This window comes from Bacteroides xylanisolvens XB1A (assembly GCF_000210075.1).
Lineage (GTDB): Bacteria > Bacteroidota > Bacteroidia > Bacteroidales > Bacteroidaceae > Bacteroides > Bacteroides xylanisolvens.
Window position 1 is genome coordinate 626,540 of the sequence record NC_021017.1, and the last position, 20,417, is coordinate 646,956.

The following is a 20,417-nucleotide window of genomic DNA, read 5'->3' on the forward strand; positions in this document are numbered from 1 at the left end:
ATATTCATTATTGATTTTATTTTTTGCTATTTCGTATTCTTCCTCTGAAAGCAGCCCTTTTTTATGTTCCTCCTCAAGAGCTTTCAGTTTTAAATCTCTAATATCCTCGGCAGCGTCCAACTCATATTTTTGTATAACAGTAGCCCTATCCTTCGCTCCTTTTTCCTCAATTTTTCTCTTCGATTCTTCATATACAACCGTAAGAAGAGTAATATCCAACCCATTCTTTCGAGCTAGTTCTAATTGAGATTGATAAAAGGTTTCCAACGCTGCCAATTGTTGATCTGCGGAAGCCAAACCGTTCATCTTGTTAAACTGGCTACTGAAATTCTGAATTTGATTAGCACTATCCCGAATGATCTTATTACGTTTATCACTAATTTGTTGTTCAAGATTGAGAATGTTATCCCCTGCCTCCTTTAAGGCTTTGGCTTTGACCTCTCCATTTTGGAATTCAAGTTCAGCAACATCGTTTTTATAATCTTTTGCTATTTCGAGTCTGGAATATAGAGAGGCAATCTCAATAGCTAAAAGGCGATTTTTATAATCTTTTTCTGTCAGCTCACCACTATCATTGAGTTTAGACTGTTCAAGCAGAATATTTTTCTCTCCAGCATTAACAGTATTCAGCCTCCTGTCCCGATATTCTTTAATTAAGTTGAGACGAGTTTCTTCTGACTTTTTTTAGTGTATTATAAATTGCGCTTTGTGCCTCACTTTCCAATTTACCCAATTCAGCCAGATGTTTCTTATCTTTTTCACTTGACTGATACTTTTTGATGATTGCCAACCTTTCAACCTGAAATTCCAGTTCTTTTTGAAGAGCATCCAACTGATATTCATTCTCCGTTCTGGCTAACGCATCAGAACTCTTTTGTAGCAATAATAATTCTTCTTTATATGCGTTTTCTGCATTTTGCAAACGAGTAGTCCAAGGCTTTTTGTCTTCGCCATCCGGTGGAGGTGGAACTCCTTCTGTATTCTTTTCTACCTCTATTTTTATCAATTTCTTACGAGATTCTTCCATGTGCGCATTTAGTAGAGCCACCTCGTTATCAATAGCTCTCACTTGATTAACACCTTTATTTATATATCTATCCAAAACATTGTCAGCCCATGAATCTGTCATTAAACCTAGAGACTGCTTAAATCCATTCAACATATTAGCAGCGCCAGCCTCAATATCCTCTAAAAAACCATTATCTGGACCATTCTTTAATATATCATTTTTTTGGTCATTCAATTCAGATACTTTCTGCTGAGTTTGTTTTATTCTCCTCTAATATAAGTAAACTATCAATATAGGCATTTACAGCATTAGTGGCTTGCTCTGTATTTATTTTCTCTAAAGTAAGATTACCCAAATATTCAGGAGATAGTTCATTTAATCTTTTTATTGCAGCCTCCCTCTCCTCTTTACTTCTTTTCTCATCCCTAGCTATATTTAAGAAATCCTTAACTGATGCAGCTTCTTGATTTACAATAGAAACAGATCGTCTACGAATATCTTGAAGTTTTCTTTCCAGACGTTCACTCTCACTTAACTGTTTATTAGTATCAATAAGTAAACCAATGAGGGATGCACCTATTGTTAGAAGTAATCCCCATGGGTGTGCTTTTGCAACACTATATAAAGTTTTTAGCCCCGTGACAATTTTACCAGTCCAAAGTACTTTAGCTTTATCTGCAATAACCGAAGCATTGACAGCAATTGTATATCCTGCAATGGTAGATGTTGCAAGTATAATTGCATTTTTATATTTACTAAATATGGATACTATTTTAACTAATCCTTTGACTGTAAGACTACCGGTACTCACCATGTATTTCATAACTGGAAGTAACCGTTCTCCAAGTTCGATCCGGATTTCCTTAAAATGTTTCTTAGCTTTATCCAGCTCTGCCTGAACCGTTGTGTTTTGTACGTTATACTCATTTGTGATGCTGGTACCATCAATGAACGCCTGATTAGCTGTTTCCTGCTCTTTACGGACTTTCTCAATATTGCTAGCTAATGCACTGATAACTCCGGCCGCTTCAGCACCACTCAACTTCATTTCCTTTAAAACAGGTGCCATTTTATCCATACCACCTAATTTTCCCAAACTAGCAAGGAACTGAAGAACAGCTTCATTAGCATCCGTCTCCATCAGCGTTGTGAATTGCTTAACATCCATTCGAGCTATTTTCGCGTACTTTGCAGGCTCTTGATATAATTTTAAGATCAATCCTTGTAAAGCAGTGCTGGCCATCTCACTACGAAGCATATTTTGATCGAGCGCCGAAGCAAATCCCATGACATCAGTAATTGATAGTTTTGCTTGTTTTGCAACTCCTCCCATGCGCGCACTGAATTCCACCAAATAAGGTTCAGCAGCACTAGAATTTTGTGCAACTTCGTTCACTGCACTACCGATAGCTAACATATTTTCTTTCATTGAACGTTCGCTATCACCAAACATATCTGCCAACTTGCCAATATTCTTGATAGCATCCTGTCCTAGGTCCTCCCCAAGTGCAACATCAATCATATTAGCAGCTTCTACAAACTCCAAAACATCATTTTTCGCTGTTATTCCAAGTCGTCCGGCATCTCCTGCGAGCTCATTTAAACGTTCACGTGCAGTACGGGTATCCATCTTCTTAAACTCCTCGTTTAAATCAGCAACCTGTTCACTCGTCATACCTGTATACTTACGCACCTGGCTTTCCGCTTCCTGCATCTGTGCAAACTCATCCACACATTTACGAGCGGTCAAGGTTATTCCTGTCAATGAAGCAATTACACTCGCACCGATGGCAGCATATTTGTTAAACCCACTGGGAAATTTCGACAGAGACATTTCAGTAGAATCAATTTGTCCTCTCAATATTTTCAATCGTTCTTCTACTAAATTCAAATCGCGTTGATATGACAACCATTTTTCACTATTAGGAATTGAACGATCCATTTGCACTTTCAATGTCCGTGCTCCTTTTCTCAATTCATCATAAGTTAGACCGGTCAGTCCTACAACCTTTTTATGTTCTTTATATTCATTATTAAGCTTATCAAGAGCTGCTTTTTTCTCTATATAAACTGCTGTGTCTTTTTTGCCATCAGTCTCCATTTTAGAAAGTTCGTTTCTTAAAACAGAAATAACGTCTTTCGTTTCAACTAATTTTTGCTTTGCTTCGGCATTATCAATGCGAATAGCTATTCTAAAGTCATTAATACCAATTCCCATAAACTAATTAATTAATACACAAAAGTACCCTCCAAAGAAGCCTTAAAAAAGGACACGAAAAAGGCCCACACTTGTATTTGCGAGCCTTATGATCTAGCCATCCAACCATCGTCCACTGTCCAGCCATATACCGCCGTCCCTCCATTTCCCATCTGTCAGAATCCACCGTTTTTCCGCTTCTACATCACTAATCCGAATCGGATAGAATGTGCCTTGCCATGCTCCAGACCTTCCATCAGCATTGATAACATCCTCTATCTCTTTACAGACATAACGTTTGTTCCGGATTTCAAATATATTCCGCGTATCATAAACGTTAACATCATAACTCTTTATCTTGATGCCGTGCTTATAATCAATATCGTACATACGTGAATAGAGCATTTTATCTAAATATGCTAAGCGCAAATTACCTGTATATGGGGTGTCCTCACAGTTAAAAGAATGAGGGTAATCAATCGTGAAAACTTTAGGATTAAAATCCTTATCATCTTTGCGCTTTACGTAAAGAGTCATCGGTGACATTCCTTTGTAGTATGATACAGAAATCTTTTGTTGATTCTTATCTTTTTCCGTAGGGATGTTTTCTCCGCTTTGTATTAACTCATAAATACCATTACTTTCATCACTGGTACCAATCTTGCTTCCGGTTATTTTTGGAACTGTTACAAGTGATCGTTCAGAGTCGGGCATAAATACCGGCTCCATACCACTCTCATAAGTGATCCGTTCTATACCATAGTTCGTCATATCGGAAGGCATAATGTTTAATTTAATTTCATTTTCACTCTGCTCCCGAAGAACATCACCAAACATATTTACTTCATCTGTGTGCCATCCCCTATTCGAATCATCAGGCACCGTAATGTAGTACCGGCAACTATCATGTGTATAAAACAGATAGTTTTTAACAGCCTGATATCCGGATGAGCTAATACTTTCTACAAATTGAGTGAATTCCAGTACTGTATCAAAATCCTTTCGGGTCGCAGAAGAAAGAATATTTTTATCTATATGCTGTGGCTTGTAATATTCACTGTCAGTCGGTTCTATCAACACATTACTTTGAGAAGGGTCTTTGTCGTTCTCCCCCTCTTCTGTTTCGTATTCATCTACAACTTGCTGAACATGGCAAACCTGTGCATTTTTAAAATATTCTGCCCTGAACAGTATAGAAACTTCCTTCTTTCTATTATTGACAAGAAAACACAGATTAAAAAAACTCTCAAATTCCGTGATGAGTTCATTTATAGTCCATCCGGGAAACATTTTTGCATATTGGTTGGGGTGCCCATTTTGTGGCAAATAGAGCAAATTCCACTCCGAATCTTCCAGCTGATTAGTCAAAACTGTATATCCAAGTGCTTTCATTAACTTTCTAATATAAGCGCAAAGATACGGTTGCAGATAAATATCCACTCCTGTTTCTCTCAAATAGTTGGGAGATATAGTTGGCTTTGAAGTAGTAACAACAGTTACAGCTACCCTCCATCCATTAATCACACCCTTGTCTGTCATTACAGGAGGTATGCAATAATCCACGTCCGGATATATGCGTTTTACCAAGTTATTGATAATGCCTGTTGGAATTTCATCTTCTCCCATATCCAATGATGATACAAGCAAATCGTTTCCAATGAAAGAATTCAATTCGGAGTTTCCCGAAGCTATTTGTATGGATACTGTTGAATCTGTCCATCCCGTTATGATTTCCGTACCATTGCAATACACCCGGTTATCAGCGACCAATACAGCCTGTCTCTTGGTCTTTAGTTCGGCAATAGAGTTCAATCTGTTCAGATGTTCATATAAGTCTGCATTAATTGAGTTACTAAGCTGAAGAGTAATATCATACGTATACTCCCCATTCTTTGTAAAGAAAGGATTCTCACGTTTTACAGAAGTGCTAAAGTCGGCAGGAAGTACCACCGAAGTCCCATCAATATATAATTCAGTCATAGTCTGCTATCGTTAATCCCAAACTCAATCCATTGAATCCTCCAAACATAGAATATTCCCATTCTGTCCGCATTTTACTTCCTACAGAAAGATAATTGCAGTATTCATCCTGCCGAATTATTTCTTTCAATACACACATAATTCGCTGTAACTTGGCATAATGGAGCAATTCTTCCTCGTCAGTCTTACTACCGGAAGCAATTTTTTCACAAATAAAGAAGATTACCTGATTATCCTCCTGCCAGTTATCTTTGTTTTTAGAATCTCCTTCCGCATCGGGATAATTGGCACACAGAAGTACCCCTGTTTTATCCTTGAGTTTCTTGACCATGTGTTCCTCTTTAACTGCCAGGAAACAACAATCAATCTTATCTTCGCTCTTCTGATTAACTTTAACCTGAAGCTCCACCATTAGTTCTCTGAACCGGATGATATCTATCATAATTAAATTAAGTTATTCTGTTCAACATCTGCCATTTTAAATGTAAATTCTATAGCTTTCAGTATGCTACGGTTAAAGCTACGTTCATAATTCTGTTTTGTCACAATAATAGGGAACCAACTATCTTCATACCAGATATCTACTTCTTGGGCATTCAACAGATTATGCCATAACTTATAATCACTCTGCAGGAAAATAACCCCACTACTAACTGTATATTCATCCTTTGGTTTTACTCCGAATTTACGATCTACACCAAACATCTTCGCCGTATCACTCTCATCATTGCCTTTCATAGTCATACCGCCTACGGTAGTCATTGTTTCCGGCATATCATATACGTTTTTATACCGGAAACGTTGAACCTCTTCATATCTCGTCTGATCTACCAAAAACTTAAAAACATCACTTCCTTTCACCAATTCATAACTACGGATCATTTCATTTATATCTGGAAGAATATTCCCAACCCTTTCCATACTTACATCCAAAGTTACAGGCATTTTTTCCCCTTTATGTACATATAGTTGTTCCGGATAAACCGCTCCGGATAAAGTACGGACATTCAATAACACTTTATCACCATCTGTAAATACGCTACTTGCATACTCCATTGCACCATTACGTGTCACTTTCTCCCGAACCTCACTCAACCATCCTGGAGCCGATGCCTCTTTTTTTGTCTGCAGCCGGCTAAACATCACATAACTTTGTGAATCTTGTAGTCCATTGATAAAGAAAGTAAAGGTACCAGCAGCATTTGTCTGCCAACTTGCTTCTCCAGCACACCATACTCCCCATAAAGCCAACTCACAGAATTTGCCCAGTTTTCGCACTCTTACCTGATAGTTGGCATCCGGAACATATTCCTCTTCCAAAACCGTTTTACCTCCATACTGCACAGAGAAAGTTATGGTAGAATCCGTATCTATAATATAATCCTGCATCGTAGCACAGAACTCTTCTGCTCTAGGTCTTTGAATCACATTCATAATCTCATGTATTTGTTATGTTTATCATTCTCTGGTAACAGATTATAGGTGACCGCTCCACCGTCTCTTGCCTTCTTCATCTCATCAATCCAAACCATAGCATCATCATTCATCCATTCGGATAATAACTTGATATCCTCAATAGATGCAGGATCGCTCTCCATTGCACCACTTGCAGACACATATCCCCTGATTACTCCTGCTGGAATAATTTTCAGTTGCATACGTTTTAGGGCAATACTCATTCCCAATAATGTAACAGCTTTGCAAGCTGCAAAATGCGCTTCATTATTTTCATTCATAGTCAAGAGTGCATTCCACCCGTTTCCATATGCCTTTTTCACATAAAGCAATTGTGCCTCCTTGATGAATGGCAGCAATAACATAAAAGTACGCTCGCTCTTGTCAATAGGAAAATAGGTGTCAAAATCCGCTCCACTGCGTATCAGTAATAGCTGAGACATTTTATAAGTCCGGCCCTCCTTCCATTCCTTAATTTCAGAAGTATTGAGATAACGTATCAAAGCGTCTACTGCTTTATAATAATCTTCCATATGCCGGGCATCATCCCTATCTAATTGCCATTCCCAAGGGAGCTTTTCACTGTTATCTGTAGCGATTTTGAATTTACGCCCATCATCTTCATGACTTAGATCATTTTTTTGGTACATACGTAATGTAGCCAACAAAGCGATAGGCCGTTGTACTTTCTTTATAAGGTCTTGATCTGCATCCTCTTTTGTCTCTTTATACCAGCCTTCCACTTTTTTGTATAGTTCAACACCAATCAATGCGGAAATTTCCTCTGTTGCCAACTCAATATCAGTTATGATTTTATTGAAATCATTATTTGCATAATAATTCCCAGTCAGTTCCCGTAGTTCCCTACTACCATTATCATCCTTATTGAATATCATACTATATCATTTATTTGTTACGCTTTAATAAAGCATCTGCTTTGTATTTATCATCCAGCAACTTCATCATTACGCGGAGTAATAATGTATCATCCGCTTTTTCTATATTTCCAAAAATTCCGGATTCTGCTACGGAAAACAGAATTCCACTCATTCCCAGACTTTGCTCCTTGGGCGTGTTCGCGTCCTGTGTTTCTTTGGTAAAGATGGATTCGAACGAAATCTCTATTCCATCAATAATAAATGTGCCTGTAAGCAAATAGTGACAGAAGAAAGCAAACCATGCATATACTCCCCACTGAACCTGCTTCGGCATCATCCTAATCCTGTTTGAATAGAAATTTATTCGTTCCTGCTTAAATTCTTCCCTGTATTTACCATCAAAATCAGACTTTCCTATTTTTCCTCCTGGACAACGATAAAGAATACCGCATAAGGCTTGCAATAAAGAAGGGTCCTGTGTATCATTGTAGCCATTCATCATCATAACCGCATTACGGAATTCCCCAAATGTCAAATCACTGCCATGAGAAAGCGGACCTTTATATTGTTTCCATTCAGGTAACAGATTCTTTGTACTTGAAAAGATAAGTTCAACCTCTTTCCCCCCTTTACCTTCACTCCACATCCATCCCAGCGTCAACGCTAATTCATCAATCAAAACATAATAATCAATGCTGCTCTTTCTCCGGATGCCACGATTGGAAAGAACAAAACGGCACCACTCTCGTTTCACGTCCATTAAAGTTATTTTAGGGCGTTCAATCAATTTCTGACGCAAGCGAAGCAAGTATAACCACTCTGCAGGAAGAACTTCCTCCCAACAATCCGGAAAATCTATCTGTCTGTTTTTCATAATTACACCTGATTTGCTGCCCGTTTATCTGACGTTACATTATCCTCTTTATTGATAACCTTGCGATACATACCAATAAAAAGACCTTTCTTATGTGGAAAGTTTATTCGGACCGCATCATTCAGGGCCTCCAACGCTATTTCCTCCGGGATTTGTGTATCAGCCCCATAGAAAATCTTTAATGCATATAGCATTTGGCTGCCACTGTCACCTTTGCCGTCGATGATGATGTTGGATAACGCAGGATTCAATCCAAAGCCGCTTGTAGTAGAGCTATCAGCTATCCTTGATATTTCCGCCTGTGCTGCGATGTATTTATCTACGTTCATTTCGATTGGCTCGATTTTCCATGATTGCAGGTTTCCGTCCTGATCCACAAAGTCCACACAAGTGAAGAATTTACCTGCATTCTTTTTACCGGCCATGACATCTGCAATCCTCTTGGTAAGTTCATCCCGCAAACGGTCTATTTCTTCGTATATCTGTGCTTCTCTCCATTCTTCGTGCATGGCACGTATCATTTCTTCTTTCTGCCTCCAATACTCTTCCGGCTCATGAACAATGTATGCAGATGCAATCATATTCTCATTTAGATATTGGATTATTTCCGGAAGGGTATTAGCATCCAATAGCCAGGGAATCGAACCATGAAAACTGGAAATCGCATACATATTGCGCCCAAAACTACGCATACTATGATATTTCACAGCGGTTTCCGTAGCTGAAGGATTCCATTTATCGAAGATGCTATACAACATCATCCTCTTACTGGTATAACTGTCAAAATCCCCAATAAGAAATTGTTTCACATCTTCCAATCTCCGGCTGTCATTCTCCGGCCATACCATCCGGCAATCTGTACTGTGAAGGGCTTCCAAACGGGTTATCCACGGTTTACCGATCCGGATTGATTTGGCTGCATAGTATTTCACAAATACTCCTTTCATGTGATTGTACTCTACAAAAGCATTACGAATATAACTCCGATAATCCCATGTATCAAGCCATTCCTGTATCTCATTATCTATCAACCACTCTTGCACACGTTCGTTGTTGACTACATTCACCCGATAAAGCATCGGACCTTGACCATACATCAAACCTGTTTTGCGATCCAAAATGCCCGGTCCCAGATTATTCTTTTCAAGAATGTCACGTACTGTCTTCGGAAGATTATTATCAATTCCCCAGGGAACAACGCGAACTCCGGCTATTGTCACCGGATCACCATCCCAGTTGGAGGAAGAACCATTAAAAAAACTACTTAGTTCATTGTTACCTAAACTCATATTGATGGCATAGGTACCTACTCCAGCATCAACAAACCGGAAGCCTCCAATTTTCTCCTTTATTTCAGCCATTTCTATTTATATAAATTCTAGTTGTATTTATTATTAATGAGCCACAATATTCTTTCACTATCTCAACTAATTCTGGAATATGTTTTTCTATGATAGAATTAAACCATGGTTTAGGACGTCTCCGCCATTCTCTATCTGTTTTTTTAGTTATGACCCGCGTCCCTCCTTCCATGTTATATCCCTTTCCGACACCTAAATGCACAAATATCCCTTCTTCTCTAAATCTAAATCCAATACTTGTGATTTCTTCACCTCTCTTAGGAGACTTTCCAAAATGTCTATAATTCTGTTTTAGACTTTTTGACAGTTCTTTATCCTCCTCTATGTGAATTCCAATTGATGTTCGAAGCGCACTATCTACTTTTGCTCCCCACGCTCGAATTTTCTTATTGAATAACGCTACAGCTTTTGTATCTTGCTGCCGTTCCCACTGTTGAGTCATTCCTGTATCTCCTTCGATAGTCACATCAAGAGGCCACCTATTATCGGGCATTCGATTATATTTAACCTTTCTATTTTGCTTTTCTTCATACAATCTTTTATTCAATCCCATATATCTTAAACTTTATATGCAAAATTACGTCTGAGTTCGACCTTAAAAAAGGACACAAAAAAGTCCCGACTGTAAATACAATCGGGACTTTTTGTGACTATTTCAAACTCAAAATTTGAAATAGTCATTTAGCAGGAATCAAATTTCTTTCTATATATATTTCCTCGTTTAAATCTCCATTTTTCAGAGATTTACCATCTTTGCTACTATATTTCAGTTTTTTATCTCCGTATCTAATCACATCAGGTGTCATGCCTGTCTCTGATTCAATTTCATCAATGACTAAAAATAATTCGCGTAGGTCTTTTAAACCTGAAAGGAAATAATGTATCTCACTGTCTTTCATCTGAATCTCTTTTCTCGTTTACAACTATTCTTTGGTCATTCAAAGCTAAATCCAATTGATTACGAAGTTCTATTAGTTCTTCCCTAGCACAAGTGCATATATATTTAGAATATAAAGCAATAGTATATTCTTCCATGCACTTTATACCACCTGAATAACTACAGCTTTTTATAATTTTAAATATCGGATTACTCATAGTTTAACTCCTTTCTCTCCATTAGATTGGAGTGCATTTTGCAAACAAGCTATTAATTCAACAACTTCTTCAGCTGTCAATTCACACAATTCATAGTTACCTAGATAACTGATATTATAGTTATATTCTCCTGATTCAGTATCAGTATGTTTACGTTCACTTGTCACAAAGATGTTTTTATTAGTTATAGATTTATCCCGTTTCATAATGTACCTCCTTTCATCATTGAAGCATTGATACGTATATTCACACGGCTATTACCTACGATGAAATTCATTTCACCGTTTTCATCTTTACTCGTCCAGACTTTATCGTGTCCGGAAGTAATTAAATCACTAATTTCGTTGAAAAATTCTTTGACTTTCTTTGCCTCTACACATTTGGTGAGGACTTTCTTTTCTTTTTTCATGTTGATGAACTGTTTGACTATTAGGCAGAAAAAAACGGCTGCCATTTCCCGTGTCGTCAAACAGTTCATCAATTAACTCCAGAGAGCAAAAGAAGAATGGGAAAGGCAACCGCCATTTCATATGTATCATTTTCCGAGTATCAGAAAAATGATAAGTAAGGGCATAAAAAAAGCCCTCGAATTTCGTGAGCATTATCCGTTGCTCAATCCGGTATCATTAAGTGATAAACTGTTTGACTCTGCAAATATGCGGATAAAATTTGAGAGTGCAAAAGAAAAGTAGCATTTTTAGTGTCACTTTTCTTTTAAATGTCGATGTATTCACCAGTCATTATTTGTGTCAAGTATCTGACTTTTACCAGAAGTTGCATCCGATAATGAGACTATCATTGCCATATACTCCCTTTCACATTTCAGTTTTAAGTCCGGCCACGTCTTAGTCCATCGTTTATCCTGCATACCCTTTTCTTTATACTTTTCTCTATCAGTTATAAGTCCAAAACTCCATGTCTTTTTCCACTCCAAATCACTCGTCTCATGATTAAAATCCCCCATTGTTACTTTATATCGTCCATCTCTTACTTGAATCTTCAAAGTATAATTTACCCATCCATCAATACATCGATAAGACATCCCTCCAGGTGCAGCATATTTAAAAGTAAGCCCCCGATAAAGTACCCGTTGTCTTTGTATCTTTAAGTCTCGATCTTTGCCAGAAAAAAGACTATGCAAAAAATGAGTAAAGAAGAATTCATTGAAATCCTGTCTCGTCAACAGCGTAGCGGTTTGACGATAAAAGACTTCTGTATAAATGAAGCCTATACCGAATCAAGCTTTTACTATTGGAAAGGAAAGTTTGGCCTATCGAGGCGTTATCATATGGATAGGCATTCTTCCTCTTTAGAGGAGTTTGCACCGGTTAGCCTCACCTCTTCACCTGCTTCCCACTCTGCCTGTGATAGTGGCGCTATACAAACGGGTGAGATCCGGATAGAGTTCCCCGGTGGTATTATCGCCCACTTCAGTGGTATGGCTGAATCCCAGGCGGCCATGCAATTGCTCACTCAACTCTGCAATCGCCATGTTTTGCCTGAATGACACGATGCGCTACTTTCTCTGTCCGGGTAAGACAGATATGCGTAAAGGTATGAACTCATTATGCGGGGTTGTTCATGATAAAATGGGATATGATGTCCGTTTAGGTGATGTGTTTATCTTTATCAACCGCCAGCGCACTACAATGAAACTGCTACACGCGGAAGATGGCGGACTGGTTTTGTACATAAAACGACTTGAAGAAGGCACTTTCCGCCTTCCCTCTTATGACAAAGAAAGCAAGTCGTACCCTATGCAGTGGCGTGACCTGGTTCTGATGGTAGAGGGAATCAACGACGAACCTTCCAAAAGGCTCAAACGTCTGAAAGCGTTACGAAAAAGTGACATGCAGTACTGAAAAACAGCAGGTGAAACCTTGATTATACGGTTGCTTTTCTGTATTTTTGTATTGTTCAAAACAGGTATGACGAATGACTCAGACAGAAACATTAGAACTTTTGGTGGCCACACTCCAGCAGGCTAATAGCTCCCAGTCTGAGTCAATCGAGCGTCTGACCCGGCAGAACGAACAGCTGCAAAATAAGCTTCAGGAACTGCTGGCTCAGGTAGCCTGGTTAAATCGTCAGTTATTCGGCCGTAAGAGCGAGAAATTAGCCCATCTGGATCCGAACCAGCTATCACTGTTCGATCCACCTGTTCAGCCGTTGGAACACGAAATACCGGAAGAAGCCGCAGCCCAAGAACCTGTCTGCTCGACGACTCCCAAAAAGAAAGTGCGTCAGAACCGCAACATGTTGGATGGCCTTCCTGTAGTGGAGATTGTCATAGAACCCGAAGGAGTCGATCCGGATAAATACAAGCGCATAGGCGAGGAACGCACACGTACACTTGAATTTGAACCGGGCAAATTATACGTAAAAGAGATCATACGTCCCAAGTATGGCCTGAAAGACAATATAAGTTTGCCTCAGGGGCATCAGGGCAGTGTTATTATAGCCCCTCTTCCGCTATTGCCTATCTACAAGGGACTTCCCGGTGCCAGCCTGCTCACTGAAATCCTCTTGCAAAAATATGAATATCATGTACCATTCTATCGTCAGGTGCGTGAGTTTCACCATTTAGGCCTGAAGATCTCGGAAAACACGCTTCAGGGGTGGTTCAAACCTGCCTGTGAATTACTTAAACCTCTCTATGAAGAGTTGAAGAAACAGGTATTGAAGGCCGACTATATCCAGGTGGACGAAACGACATTACCGGTTATCAACAAACAGAATCATAAAGCGGTTAAGGAATACTTGTGGATAGTCAGGGCGGTTATGGATGGATTGGTCTTCTTTCATTATGATGACGGTTCCCGCTCACAGGAAACAGCCTGGAAATTATTACAAACCTTCAAAGGATATCTTCAAAGTGACGGCTATGCGGCCTACAACATCTTTGACGGGTAAGAAAGAGGTGTGCCTTGTCGGATGCCTTGCCCACATAAGGCGACATTACGAGGTTGCCAAAGAAGAGAATGAATCCCTGGCCGGATATGTTCTGGCTCAAATACAGCAACTCTATCGGATCGAACAGATTGCCGACCAGGAGGAACTCACTTATGAGCAACGCATGCTTAGAAGACAGGAACAGGCACTTCCCATACTTGAGCAACTGGAAAAATGGATGGAAACAGCCTATCCGAAAGTGCTTCCTAAAAGCCGGATGGGGCAAGCTATCGCTTACGCGTATCAACTTTGGCCACGTATGAGGAATTATCTGAAAGACGGCAGGCTTAAAATAGATAATAATCTGGCCGAAAATGCGATTCGTCCGATAGCCTTATCAAGAAAAAACTTCTTATTTTGTGGAAACCATGAAGCCGCGCAGAACACTGCCATAATCTGTTCGCTCTTGGCATCATGCAAAGCCTCCAACATTAACCCCCGGGAATGGCTCACGGAGGTGATTGCACTATTGCCGTATTATGCAGCCAACAAGGAGAAAGACCTAAAAGAGCTGCTACCCCATTGCTGGGAATCGGGAAACTCCAAAGAACTCTAATAATACTCTAACGAAAAACAAGAATATAAATACAGAATCACTATAGCTTTGTTCGATTTGCTATAGCGATTCTTTTTTATACGGGTACTTTATCGGGGGCTTACATATCACATATTCAAATAATACTCCCGCGTCAACGCTATATATTCCTCACTATACTGATGACGCGCCAATTCCGTCAACAACTCTTCTACCACACACTCCCGATTGGAAAAAGAAAAAGCAATCAGCGTACGTTTTGGAATACCGCCGGGCTTAGTAATTACATTGAGCTGACGAATCGCATACAACTTATTCATAGAAGCTATCGCCTTTACCCGATCAACCACATCTGTCGGAATCACGGCCGTAAAAAGTCCGTCTGCTGCCAATAACCTATTTACCCCTTCCAGCAATTCTTCGTAGGTTAGAGAATTATTGTGACGCGCTGCAGTTCGCTGTCGATCCGGACACTCCAGCGAATCGACAAAATAAGGAGGATTTGAAACAATCACGTCAAATTTATCCGAAGACCGGTGTTTCTTAAAGTCAGCCTGCACCACTTCTATCCGCTCCTGCCAAGGAGAGCGAGCCACATTTTCCCTGGCCTGTCCGGCCGCCGCCTCGTCTATCTCCAATGCCACAATCTTTGCATCCGGCAAGCTGCGTTGAGCCAACATTAAAGCCACCAAGCCCGTCCCCGTACCAATATCCAATATCCGGCGCGCGCGCTCAACCGAAGCCCAAGCTCCTAAAAGCACCCCATCCGTACCAACTTTCATGGCACATTGATCGTGCCACACTGTAAATTGCTTAAATTGAAAATAAGGATTCGACATTTTATCCGTTTGTCTTAAAGCTGTTTTATTCTACTATTTTATTGCAAATCGCCAAAAATAAATAATAATTATGGAATACTCCCTCTACAAGCCGATATTTTGGCATTGTTTTTGTGTTTTTATTCTGCGCAGTGCTTTATTATTAGAGAGAATCAATTAACTTTGCAAACGATTTATGCATATCAGTATGACATAAACTAAATTAAAACGAAAAGATGAAAGAAAGATATTTATTGGAAGATGGAAGCGATAACAGCTTCTCGCTAATCACTGACTATGATGGGAACGACGAACAGGCATTTGATGTAAATGTGAAATCTGGTGAAATTCTTCCGGTACTCCCCCTACGTAACATGGTGTTGTTTCCTGGAGTATTCCTGCCGATCACAGTGGGTCGTAAGTCTTCTCTGAAACTCATACGCGACGCCGACAAGAAACATAAGGATATTGCTGTAGTATGCCAGAGATCGGCACATACAGAAGATCCGAAGCTGGAAGACTTGCACAACATCGGCACCGTAGGACGAATTGTGCGGATATTGGAAATGCCCGATCAGACAACGACTGTCATTCTTCAGGGAATGAAACGTCTGAACCTGACAAGCATTATCGAAACTCATCCGTACCTGAAAGGTGAAATAGAACTTTTGGAAGAAGACATTCCAAGCAAAGACGATAAAGAGTTTCAAGCCTTGGTGGAAACCTGCAAGGACTTGACAATGAGATATATCAAATCGTCAGATGTGATGCATCAGGATTCGTCATTTGCTATTAAGAATATCAACAGTCCGATGTTCCTAGTCAATTTCATCTGCTCGAACCTGCCGTTCAAGAAAGACGAGAAGATGGACTTGTTAAGCATCCACTCATTACGTGAACGCACATATCACTTACTGGAAATCCTGAACCGCGAAGTGCAACTGGCAGAAATCAAGGCATCCATCCAAATGCGTGCCCGCGAAGATATCGACCAGCAGCAACGCGAATACTTCCTGCAACAGCAAATCAAGACTATCCAAGATGAACTAGGTGGCGGCGGCCAGGAGCAAGAAATAGAAGAAATGCGCCAAAAGGCAGAAAGAATGCGTTGGAACGCAGAAGTCAGGGAAACATTTATGAAAGAACTGGCTAAACTGGAACGCACCCATCCACAATCTCCGGATTACAGCGTACAGCTTAACTATCTGCAAACCATGCTCAATCTTCCGTGGGGTACGTATACAACTGACAATCTGAACCTTAAAAACGCAGAAAAGACGTTGAACAAAGACCATTACGGACTGGAAAAAGTGAAAGAACGCATTTTGGAGCATTTGGCTGTATTAAAGCTGAAAGGTGATATGAAATCACCGATTATCTGCTTATATGGCCCTCCGGGAGTAGGTAAAACATCTCTTGGAAAATCCATTGCATCTGCGCTCAAACGGAAGTATGTACGTATGTCTTTGGGCGGCGTGCATGACGAAGCTGAAATCCGCGGACATCGGAAAACTTATATCGGCGCCATGCCCGGACGAATCATCAAGAGTTTGATTAAAGCCGGCGCATCCAATCCTGTCTTCATCCTGGATGAAATAGACAAGGTCAGCGCCGACCGTCAGGGAGACCCCTCTTCCGCATTGCTGGAAGTGCTCGATCCGGAACAGAATACTGCTTTCCACGATAACTTCCTGGATGTAGATTACGACCTCTCAAAGGTATTGTTTATCGCAACAGCCAACAACCTGAACACAATCCCCGGCCCATTGCTCGACCGTATGGAATTGATTGAGGTAAGCGGATATATCACGGAAGAGAAAGTAGAGATAGCCCGTAAGCATCTGCTTCCCAAAGAGCTGGAAGCCAACGGACTTAAAAAGACAGATATCAAGCTTCCCAAAGAAACACTGGAAGCTATCATCGAGTCATATACCCGTGAGAGCGGCGTCCGTGAGCTGGAAAAGAAGATTGGTAAAATCCTTCGTAAATCAGCCCGTCAATATGCTACGGACGGTTATTTCGCCAAGACAGAAATCAAACCGTCGGATTTGTATGACTTCCTGGGAGCACCGGAATATACACGTGACAAGTATCAAGGAAATGATTACGCAGGCGTAGTCACCGGATTGGCATGGACAGCCGTCGGAGGCGAAATCTTATTTGTAGAAACGAGCTTGAGCCGTGGCAAGGGCGGACGTCTCACACTGACCGGTAACCTGGGAGATGTGATGAAAGAATCTGCCATGCTGGCACTTGAATATATCAAGGCACACGCTTCTATCCTGAATCTGGACGAAGAAATCTTCGACAACTGGAATATCCATATCCACGTTCCCGAAGGCGCAATTCCGAAAGACGGTCCGTCGGCAGGTATCACGATGGCTACTTCTCTGGCTTCTGCCCTGACTCAAAGAAAAGTGAAAGCCAACATTGCCATGACAGGCGAAATTACCCTTCGCGGCAAAGTGCTTCCCGTGGGTGGCATCAAAGAGAAGATATTGGCAGCCAAGCGTGCCGGAATCAAGGAAATCATCATGAGTGCCGAGAACAAAAAGAACATAGATGAGATTCAGGAGATTTATCTGAAAGGACTGACTTTCCACTATGTAAACGATATAAAAGAGGTATTTGCCATTGCGCTGACCAATGAGAAAGTGGCGGATGCTATTGATTTATCTGTTAAGAAACCCAGCCAGGAATGACATTTGAGTTACAATATACAGACACTAAAAGTAATGCCCGTGCGGGTCTGATTACCACAGACCACGGGCAGATACAAACACCGATCTTTATGCCGGTGGGCACACTGGGCACGGTTAAGGGAGTACATCTGACCGAATTGAAAGAGGATATTCAGGCGCAGATTATTCTGGGTAATACCTATCACCTCTATTTGCGTCCGGGACTGGACGTGATCGAGAAAGCAGGCGGACTGCACCGTTTTAACGGTTTCGACCGCCCGATGCTGACTGACAGCGGTGGTTTCCAGGTATTCTCTTTGGCCGGAATCAGAAAGCTGCGTGAAGAAGGAGCTGAATTTCGTTCGCATATCGACGGAAGCAAGCACGTCTTCACTCCGGAAAAGGTGATGGACATAGAACGCACCATCGGAGCGGACATTATGATGGCTTTTGACGAATGTCCTCCCGGTGACTCGGATTATGAGTATGCCAAAAAGTCATTAGGTTTGACGCACAGATGGCTCGACCGTTGTATACAACGTTTTAATGAGACGGAACCTAAATATGGTTACAACCAGGCTCTCTTTCCTATCGTACAAGGTTGTGTCTACCCCGACCTGCGCAAACAATCAGCAGAGTTTATCGCGTCCAAAGGGGCCGACGGGAACGCTATTGGCGGTTTGGCAGTAGGCGAACCGGTAGACAAGATGTATGAAATGATCGAGATTGTTAATGAAATACTTCCCAAAGACAAACCCCGTTACCTGATGGGTGTCGGAACTCCTGTCAACATTCTTGAAGGAATAGAGCGTGGCGTGGATATGTTTGACTGCGTTATGCCTACACGAAACGGACGAAATGGCATGTTGTTCACCAAAGATGGCATTATCAATATGCGAAACAAGAAATGGGAAACCGACTTCTCTCCCATCGAAGCCGACGGGGCTTCCAGCGTAGATACGTTGTACAGCAAGGCTTATTTGCGCCATCTTTTCCATGCGCAAGAGCTACTGGCCATGCAAATTGCCTCGATACACAACCTGGCATTCTATCTGTGGCTGGCAGGAGAAGCAAGAAAGCATATTATTGCCGGAGATTTCTCGACCTGGAAGCCGATGATGGTCAAAAGAGTATCAACTAGATTATAAGAAATGAAAAGCAATCGATTTATAAAACGGCTGGACTGGTATATCATCAAGAAGTTCTTGGGGACATACGTATTTGCTATTGCATTGATCATTTCTATTGCAGTGGTATTCGACTTCAACGAAAAAATGGATAAATTGATGGAGCATGAAGCTCCCTGGGATAAGATCATCTTTGAATACTACATGAACTTTATCCCCTATTTCTCCAATCTGTTCAGTCCGCTGTTCGTATTCATTGCTGTTATTTTCTTTACCTCCAAGCTGGCAGAGAACTCTGAAATCATCGCTATGTTCTCCACCGGCATGAGTTTTAAGAGGATGATGCGTCCTTATATGATTTCGGCCGCTATCATTGCGCTAACCACCTTCACGCTAAGTTCGTACGTGATTCCTAAAGGAAGCGTGACGCGTCTGAACTTTGAAGACCGGTATATCAAACCCAAAAAACAAAATTCGGTAAGCAATGTACAATTAGAGGTAGACAGTGGGGTTATAGCCTACATTGACAACTATAACAATGCCATGAAAACCGGTAACCGTTTTTCATTGGATAAATTCGTCGACAAGAAGCTGGTTTCGCATTTAACTGCACGCCGTATCACTTATGACACTGCAACTGTTCATAAATGGACAATTCACGACTATATGGTACGCGAATTAGATGGTTTAAAAGAAAAAATCACTAAGGGAGATCGAATCGACTCAATTATCAATATGGAACCTTCTGACTTTCTCATCATGAAAAATCAGCAGGAGATGTTGACCAGCCCCGAACTAAGTGACTATATAGAAAAACAAAAGCGAAGAGGATTTGCCAACATCAAGGAGTTTGAGATTGAATATCACAAACGCATTGCCATGTCGTTCGCTTCTTTCATCCTTACCATCATCGGTGTATCGCTTTCATCCCGGAAAACAAAAGGTGGTATGGGGCTCCACTTGGGTATCGGATTAGGGTTAAGTTTTTCTTATATCCTGTTCCAAACGATTACCTCCACCTTTGCTGTGAACGGAAATGTGCCTCCTGCCATTGCAGTCTGGATTCCCAATATCCTTTATGCAGGTATCGCATTCTTCCTATACCAGAAAGCACCCAAATAACCAGAAAGCAACAAATAAAAGGATTGCAAGCCTTCCGCAGTCTTCAGGAACTCGATCCGCAGACTGTCCCAAGGTTTCGGATATACCGCAGAAAGAAAGATATAAAAATAAGAAGTTCCGCCTATTCCTGCTAATGCAAGTGTAGGCGGAACTTTTTTGTTGTATCCATTTCCTCTTTTGTCTATTCTCCATTGTTTTCACCTGACGGTGATCCGGAAAATTCCTCTTTCTCCTTACATTCCTAAAATCGTTAACCGATTTCTTTTACATAAGCAGAAAGATCTGCAGCAGAGATGTTTTTGGCTATAATTACACCATTTCCATCCAATAAAT

The 20,417-nt window shown here is 40.8% G+C and carries 20 protein-coding genes and 1 pseudogene; 6 read left to right on the top strand and 15 right to left on the bottom strand.

All coding sequences use genetic code 11. The annotated features are described in order from the left end of the window. The 14 genes from BXY_RS02515 to BXY_RS02580 all read right to left on the bottom strand — a co-directional run. A partial coding sequence (locus tag BXY_RS02515) for a hypothetical protein (RefSeq protein ID WP_208946727.1) occupies window positions 1-306 on the bottom strand: 306 nt, incomplete at its 3' end. A 343-nt stretch (window positions 307-649) separates the two neighbouring features. Then, window positions 650-1,243 carry a hypothetical protein gene (locus BXY_RS02520; protein ID WP_208946728.1) on the bottom strand — a complete coding sequence of 198 codons (594 nt, stop codon included), beginning with the start codon at window positions 1,241-1,243 and terminating at the stop codon, window positions 650-652. A gap of 1 nt (window position 1,244) precedes the next feature. Then, the gene (locus BXY_RS02525; RefSeq protein WP_015531137.1) at window positions 1,245-3,227 is read right to left on the bottom strand and encodes a phage tail tape measure protein; all 1,983 of its coding nucleotides are present in this window, start codon (window positions 3,225-3,227) and stop codon (window positions 1,245-1,247) included. Window positions 3,228-3,320: 93 nt separating this feature from the next. Then, on the bottom strand, window positions 3,321-5,186 hold the full coding sequence (locus BXY_RS02530) for a hypothetical protein (protein ID WP_015531138.1): 1,866 nt from the start codon (window positions 5,184-5,186) through the stop codon (window positions 3,321-3,323). Next, window positions 5,179-5,628, bottom strand: coding sequence for a hypothetical protein (locus tag BXY_RS02535; protein WP_015531139.1), 450 nt, complete (start codon window positions 5,626-5,628; stop codon window positions 5,179-5,181). The genes BXY_RS02530 and BXY_RS02535 overlap by 8 nt, the downstream gene beginning before the upstream one ends. Before the next feature lie 2 nt (window positions 5,629-5,630). Beyond that, on the bottom strand, window positions 5,631-6,620 hold the full coding sequence (locus tag BXY_RS02540; RefSeq protein ID WP_015531140.1) for a hypothetical protein: 990 nt from the start codon (window positions 6,618-6,620) through the stop codon (window positions 5,631-5,633). Beyond that, window positions 6,617-7,537: a DUF6712 family protein gene (locus BXY_RS02545; RefSeq protein WP_015531141.1), complete on the bottom strand. Its 921-nt coding sequence runs from the start codon at window positions 7,535-7,537 to the stop codon at window positions 6,617-6,619. Before BXY_RS02545 ends, BXY_RS02540 begins: the two co-directional genes overlap by 4 nt. A 10-nt stretch (window positions 7,538-7,547) precedes the next feature. Then, the gene (locus tag BXY_RS02550; protein WP_015531142.1) at window positions 7,548-8,393 is read right to left on the bottom strand and encodes a hypothetical protein; all 846 of its coding nucleotides are present in this window, start codon (window positions 8,391-8,393) and stop codon (window positions 7,548-7,550) included. A 2-nt stretch (window positions 8,394-8,395) separates the two neighbouring features. After that, entirely contained in the window at window positions 8,396-9,754 is a 1,359-nt protein-coding gene (locus BXY_RS02555; protein WP_015531143.1) for a hypothetical protein, read from the bottom strand. Next, window positions 9,747-10,307, bottom strand: coding sequence for a hypothetical protein (locus BXY_RS02560; RefSeq protein ID WP_015531144.1), 561 nt, complete (start codon window positions 10,305-10,307; stop codon window positions 9,747-9,749). The genes BXY_RS02555 and BXY_RS02560 overlap by 8 nt, the downstream gene beginning before the upstream one ends. Window positions 10,308-10,431: 124 nt before the next feature. Continuing rightward, window positions 10,432-10,653 (bottom strand): hypothetical protein, encoded by a 222-nt coding sequence (locus BXY_RS02565; RefSeq protein ID WP_015531145.1) that lies wholly within the window; start codon window positions 10,651-10,653, stop codon window positions 10,432-10,434. Between the two features lie 192 nt (window positions 10,654-10,845). Then, window positions 10,846-11,055 carry a hypothetical protein gene (locus tag BXY_RS02570; protein ID WP_015531146.1) on the bottom strand — a complete coding sequence of 70 codons (210 nt, stop codon included), beginning with the start codon at window positions 11,053-11,055 and terminating at the stop codon, window positions 10,846-10,848. Beyond that, window positions 11,052-11,258 (bottom strand): hypothetical protein, encoded by a 207-nt coding sequence (locus BXY_RS02575; RefSeq protein WP_143258542.1) that lies wholly within the window; start codon window positions 11,256-11,258, stop codon window positions 11,052-11,054. The genes BXY_RS02570 and BXY_RS02575 overlap by 4 nt, the downstream gene beginning before the upstream one ends. A 321-nt stretch (window positions 11,259-11,579) precedes the next feature. Next, window positions 11,580-11,852 carry a hypothetical protein gene (locus BXY_RS02580; protein ID WP_195436684.1) on the bottom strand — a complete coding sequence of 91 codons (273 nt, stop codon included), beginning with the start codon at window positions 11,850-11,852 and terminating at the stop codon, window positions 11,580-11,582. A gap of 132 nt (window positions 11,853-11,984) precedes the next feature. On the opposite strand from BXY_RS02580, the gene tnpA reads away from it, so the two are divergent. The 3 genes and pseudogenes from tnpA to BXY_RS02595 all read left to right on the top strand — a co-directional run bounded on the left by tnpA (window position 11,985) and on the right by BXY_RS02595 (window position 14,357). After that, window positions 11,985-12,356: an IS66 family insertion sequence element accessory protein TnpA gene (gene tnpA, locus BXY_RS02585; protein ID WP_005805145.1), complete on the top strand. Its 372-nt coding sequence runs from the start codon at window positions 11,985-11,987 to the stop codon at window positions 12,354-12,356. Then, a complete protein-coding gene (gene tnpB, locus BXY_RS02590) occupies window positions 12,340-12,711 on the top strand; it encodes an IS66 family insertion sequence element accessory protein TnpB (protein WP_015531149.1) in 372 nt (123 codons plus the stop codon). The genes tnpA and tnpB overlap by 17 nt, the downstream gene beginning before the upstream one ends. 73 nt (window positions 12,712-12,784) lie before the next feature. Continuing rightward, a pseudogene (locus BXY_RS02595) lies at window positions 12,785-14,357 on the top strand (IS66-like element ISBthe6 family transposase). A gap of 107 nt (window positions 14,358-14,464) precedes the next feature. On the opposite strand, the gene BXY_RS02600 reads toward BXY_RS02595, so the two are convergent. Continuing rightward, window positions 14,465-15,175 carry a tRNA1(Val) (adenine(37)-N6)-methyltransferase gene (locus BXY_RS02600; RefSeq protein WP_015531152.1) on the bottom strand — a complete coding sequence of 237 codons (711 nt, stop codon included), beginning with the start codon at window positions 15,173-15,175 and terminating at the stop codon, window positions 14,465-14,467. Window positions 15,176-15,390: 215 nt separating this feature from the next. Here BXY_RS02600 and lon point away from each other — a divergent pair, with 215 nt between their 5' ends. From lon to BXY_RS02615, 3 genes are read left to right on the top strand one after another with little or no spacing between them, the layout of a single operon-like run. Next, window positions 15,391-17,856, top strand: coding sequence for an endopeptidase La (lon, locus tag BXY_RS02605; RefSeq protein WP_015531153.1), 2,466 nt, complete (start codon window positions 15,391-15,393; stop codon window positions 17,854-17,856). Next, window positions 17,853-18,983: a tRNA guanosine(34) transglycosylase Tgt gene (tgt, locus tag BXY_RS02610; RefSeq protein WP_004315350.1), complete on the top strand. Its 1,131-nt coding sequence runs from the start codon at window positions 17,853-17,855 to the stop codon at window positions 18,981-18,983. The genes lon and tgt overlap by 4 nt, the downstream gene beginning before the upstream one ends. A 3-nt stretch (window positions 18,984-18,986) precedes the next feature. Next, complete coding sequence (locus BXY_RS02615; protein WP_004315349.1) at window positions 18,987-20,084, top strand: LptF/LptG family permease; 1,098 nt, start codon at window positions 18,987-18,989, stop codon at window positions 20,082-20,084. Window positions 20,085-20,417 lie beyond the last annotated feature (333 nt).

Bases quoted from the DNA above. Each gene is read 5' to 3' on its own strand.
- BXY_RS02550 (WP_015531142.1), bottom strand. From the start codon at position 8,393: ATGAAAAACAGACAGATAGATTTTCCGGATTGTTGGGAGGAAGTTCTT.
- BXY_RS02525 (WP_015531137.1), bottom strand. From the start codon at position 3,227: ATGGGAATTGGTATTAATGACTTTAGAATAGCTATTCGCATTGATAAT.
- BXY_RS02540 (WP_015531140.1), bottom strand. From the start codon at position 6,620: ATGAATGTGATTCAAAGACCTAGAGCAGAAGAGTTCTGTGCTACGATG.
- BXY_RS02555 (WP_015531143.1), bottom strand. From the start codon at position 9,754: ATGGCTGAAATAAAGGAGAAAATTGGAGGCTTCCGGTTTGTTGATGCT.
- BXY_RS02615 (WP_004315349.1), top strand. From the start codon at position 18,987: ATGAAAAGCAATCGATTTATAAAACGGCTGGACTGGTATATCATCAAG.
- BXY_RS02575 (WP_143258542.1), bottom strand. From the start codon at position 11,258: ATGAAAAAAGAAAAGAAAGTCCTCACCAAATGTGTAGAGGCAAAGAAA.
- BXY_RS02570 (WP_015531146.1), bottom strand. From the start codon at position 11,055: ATGAAACGGGATAAATCTATAACTAATAAAAACATCTTTGTGACAAGT.
- BXY_RS02565 (WP_015531145.1), bottom strand. From the start codon at position 10,653: ATGAAAGACAGTGAGATACATTATTTCCTTTCAGGTTTAAAAGACCTA.
- tnpA (WP_005805145.1), top strand. From the start codon at position 11,985: ATGCAAAAAATGAGTAAAGAAGAATTCATTGAAATCCTGTCTCGTCAA.
- lon (WP_015531153.1), top strand. From the start codon at position 15,391: ATGAAAGAAAGATATTTATTGGAAGATGGAAGCGATAACAGCTTCTCG.
- BXY_RS02530 (WP_015531138.1), bottom strand. From the start codon at position 5,186: ATGACTGAATTATATATTGATGGGACTTCGGTGGTACTTCCTGCCGAC.
- tnpB (WP_015531149.1), top strand. From the start codon at position 12,340: ATGTTTTGCCTGAATGACACGATGCGCTACTTTCTCTGTCCGGGTAAG.
- BXY_RS02560 (WP_015531144.1), bottom strand. From the start codon at position 10,307: ATGGGATTGAATAAAAGATTGTATGAAGAAAAGCAAAATAGAAAGGTT.
- BXY_RS02600 (WP_015531152.1), bottom strand. From the start codon at position 15,175: ATGTCGAATCCTTATTTTCAATTTAAGCAATTTACAGTGTGGCACGAT.
- BXY_RS02535 (WP_015531139.1), bottom strand. From the start codon at position 5,628: ATGATAGATATCATCCGGTTCAGAGAACTAATGGTGGAGCTTCAGGTT.
- tgt (WP_004315350.1), top strand. From the start codon at position 17,853: ATGACATTTGAGTTACAATATACAGACACTAAAAGTAATGCCCGTGCG.
- BXY_RS02545 (WP_015531141.1), bottom strand. From the start codon at position 7,537: ATGATATTCAATAAGGATGATAATGGTAGTAGGGAACTACGGGAACTG.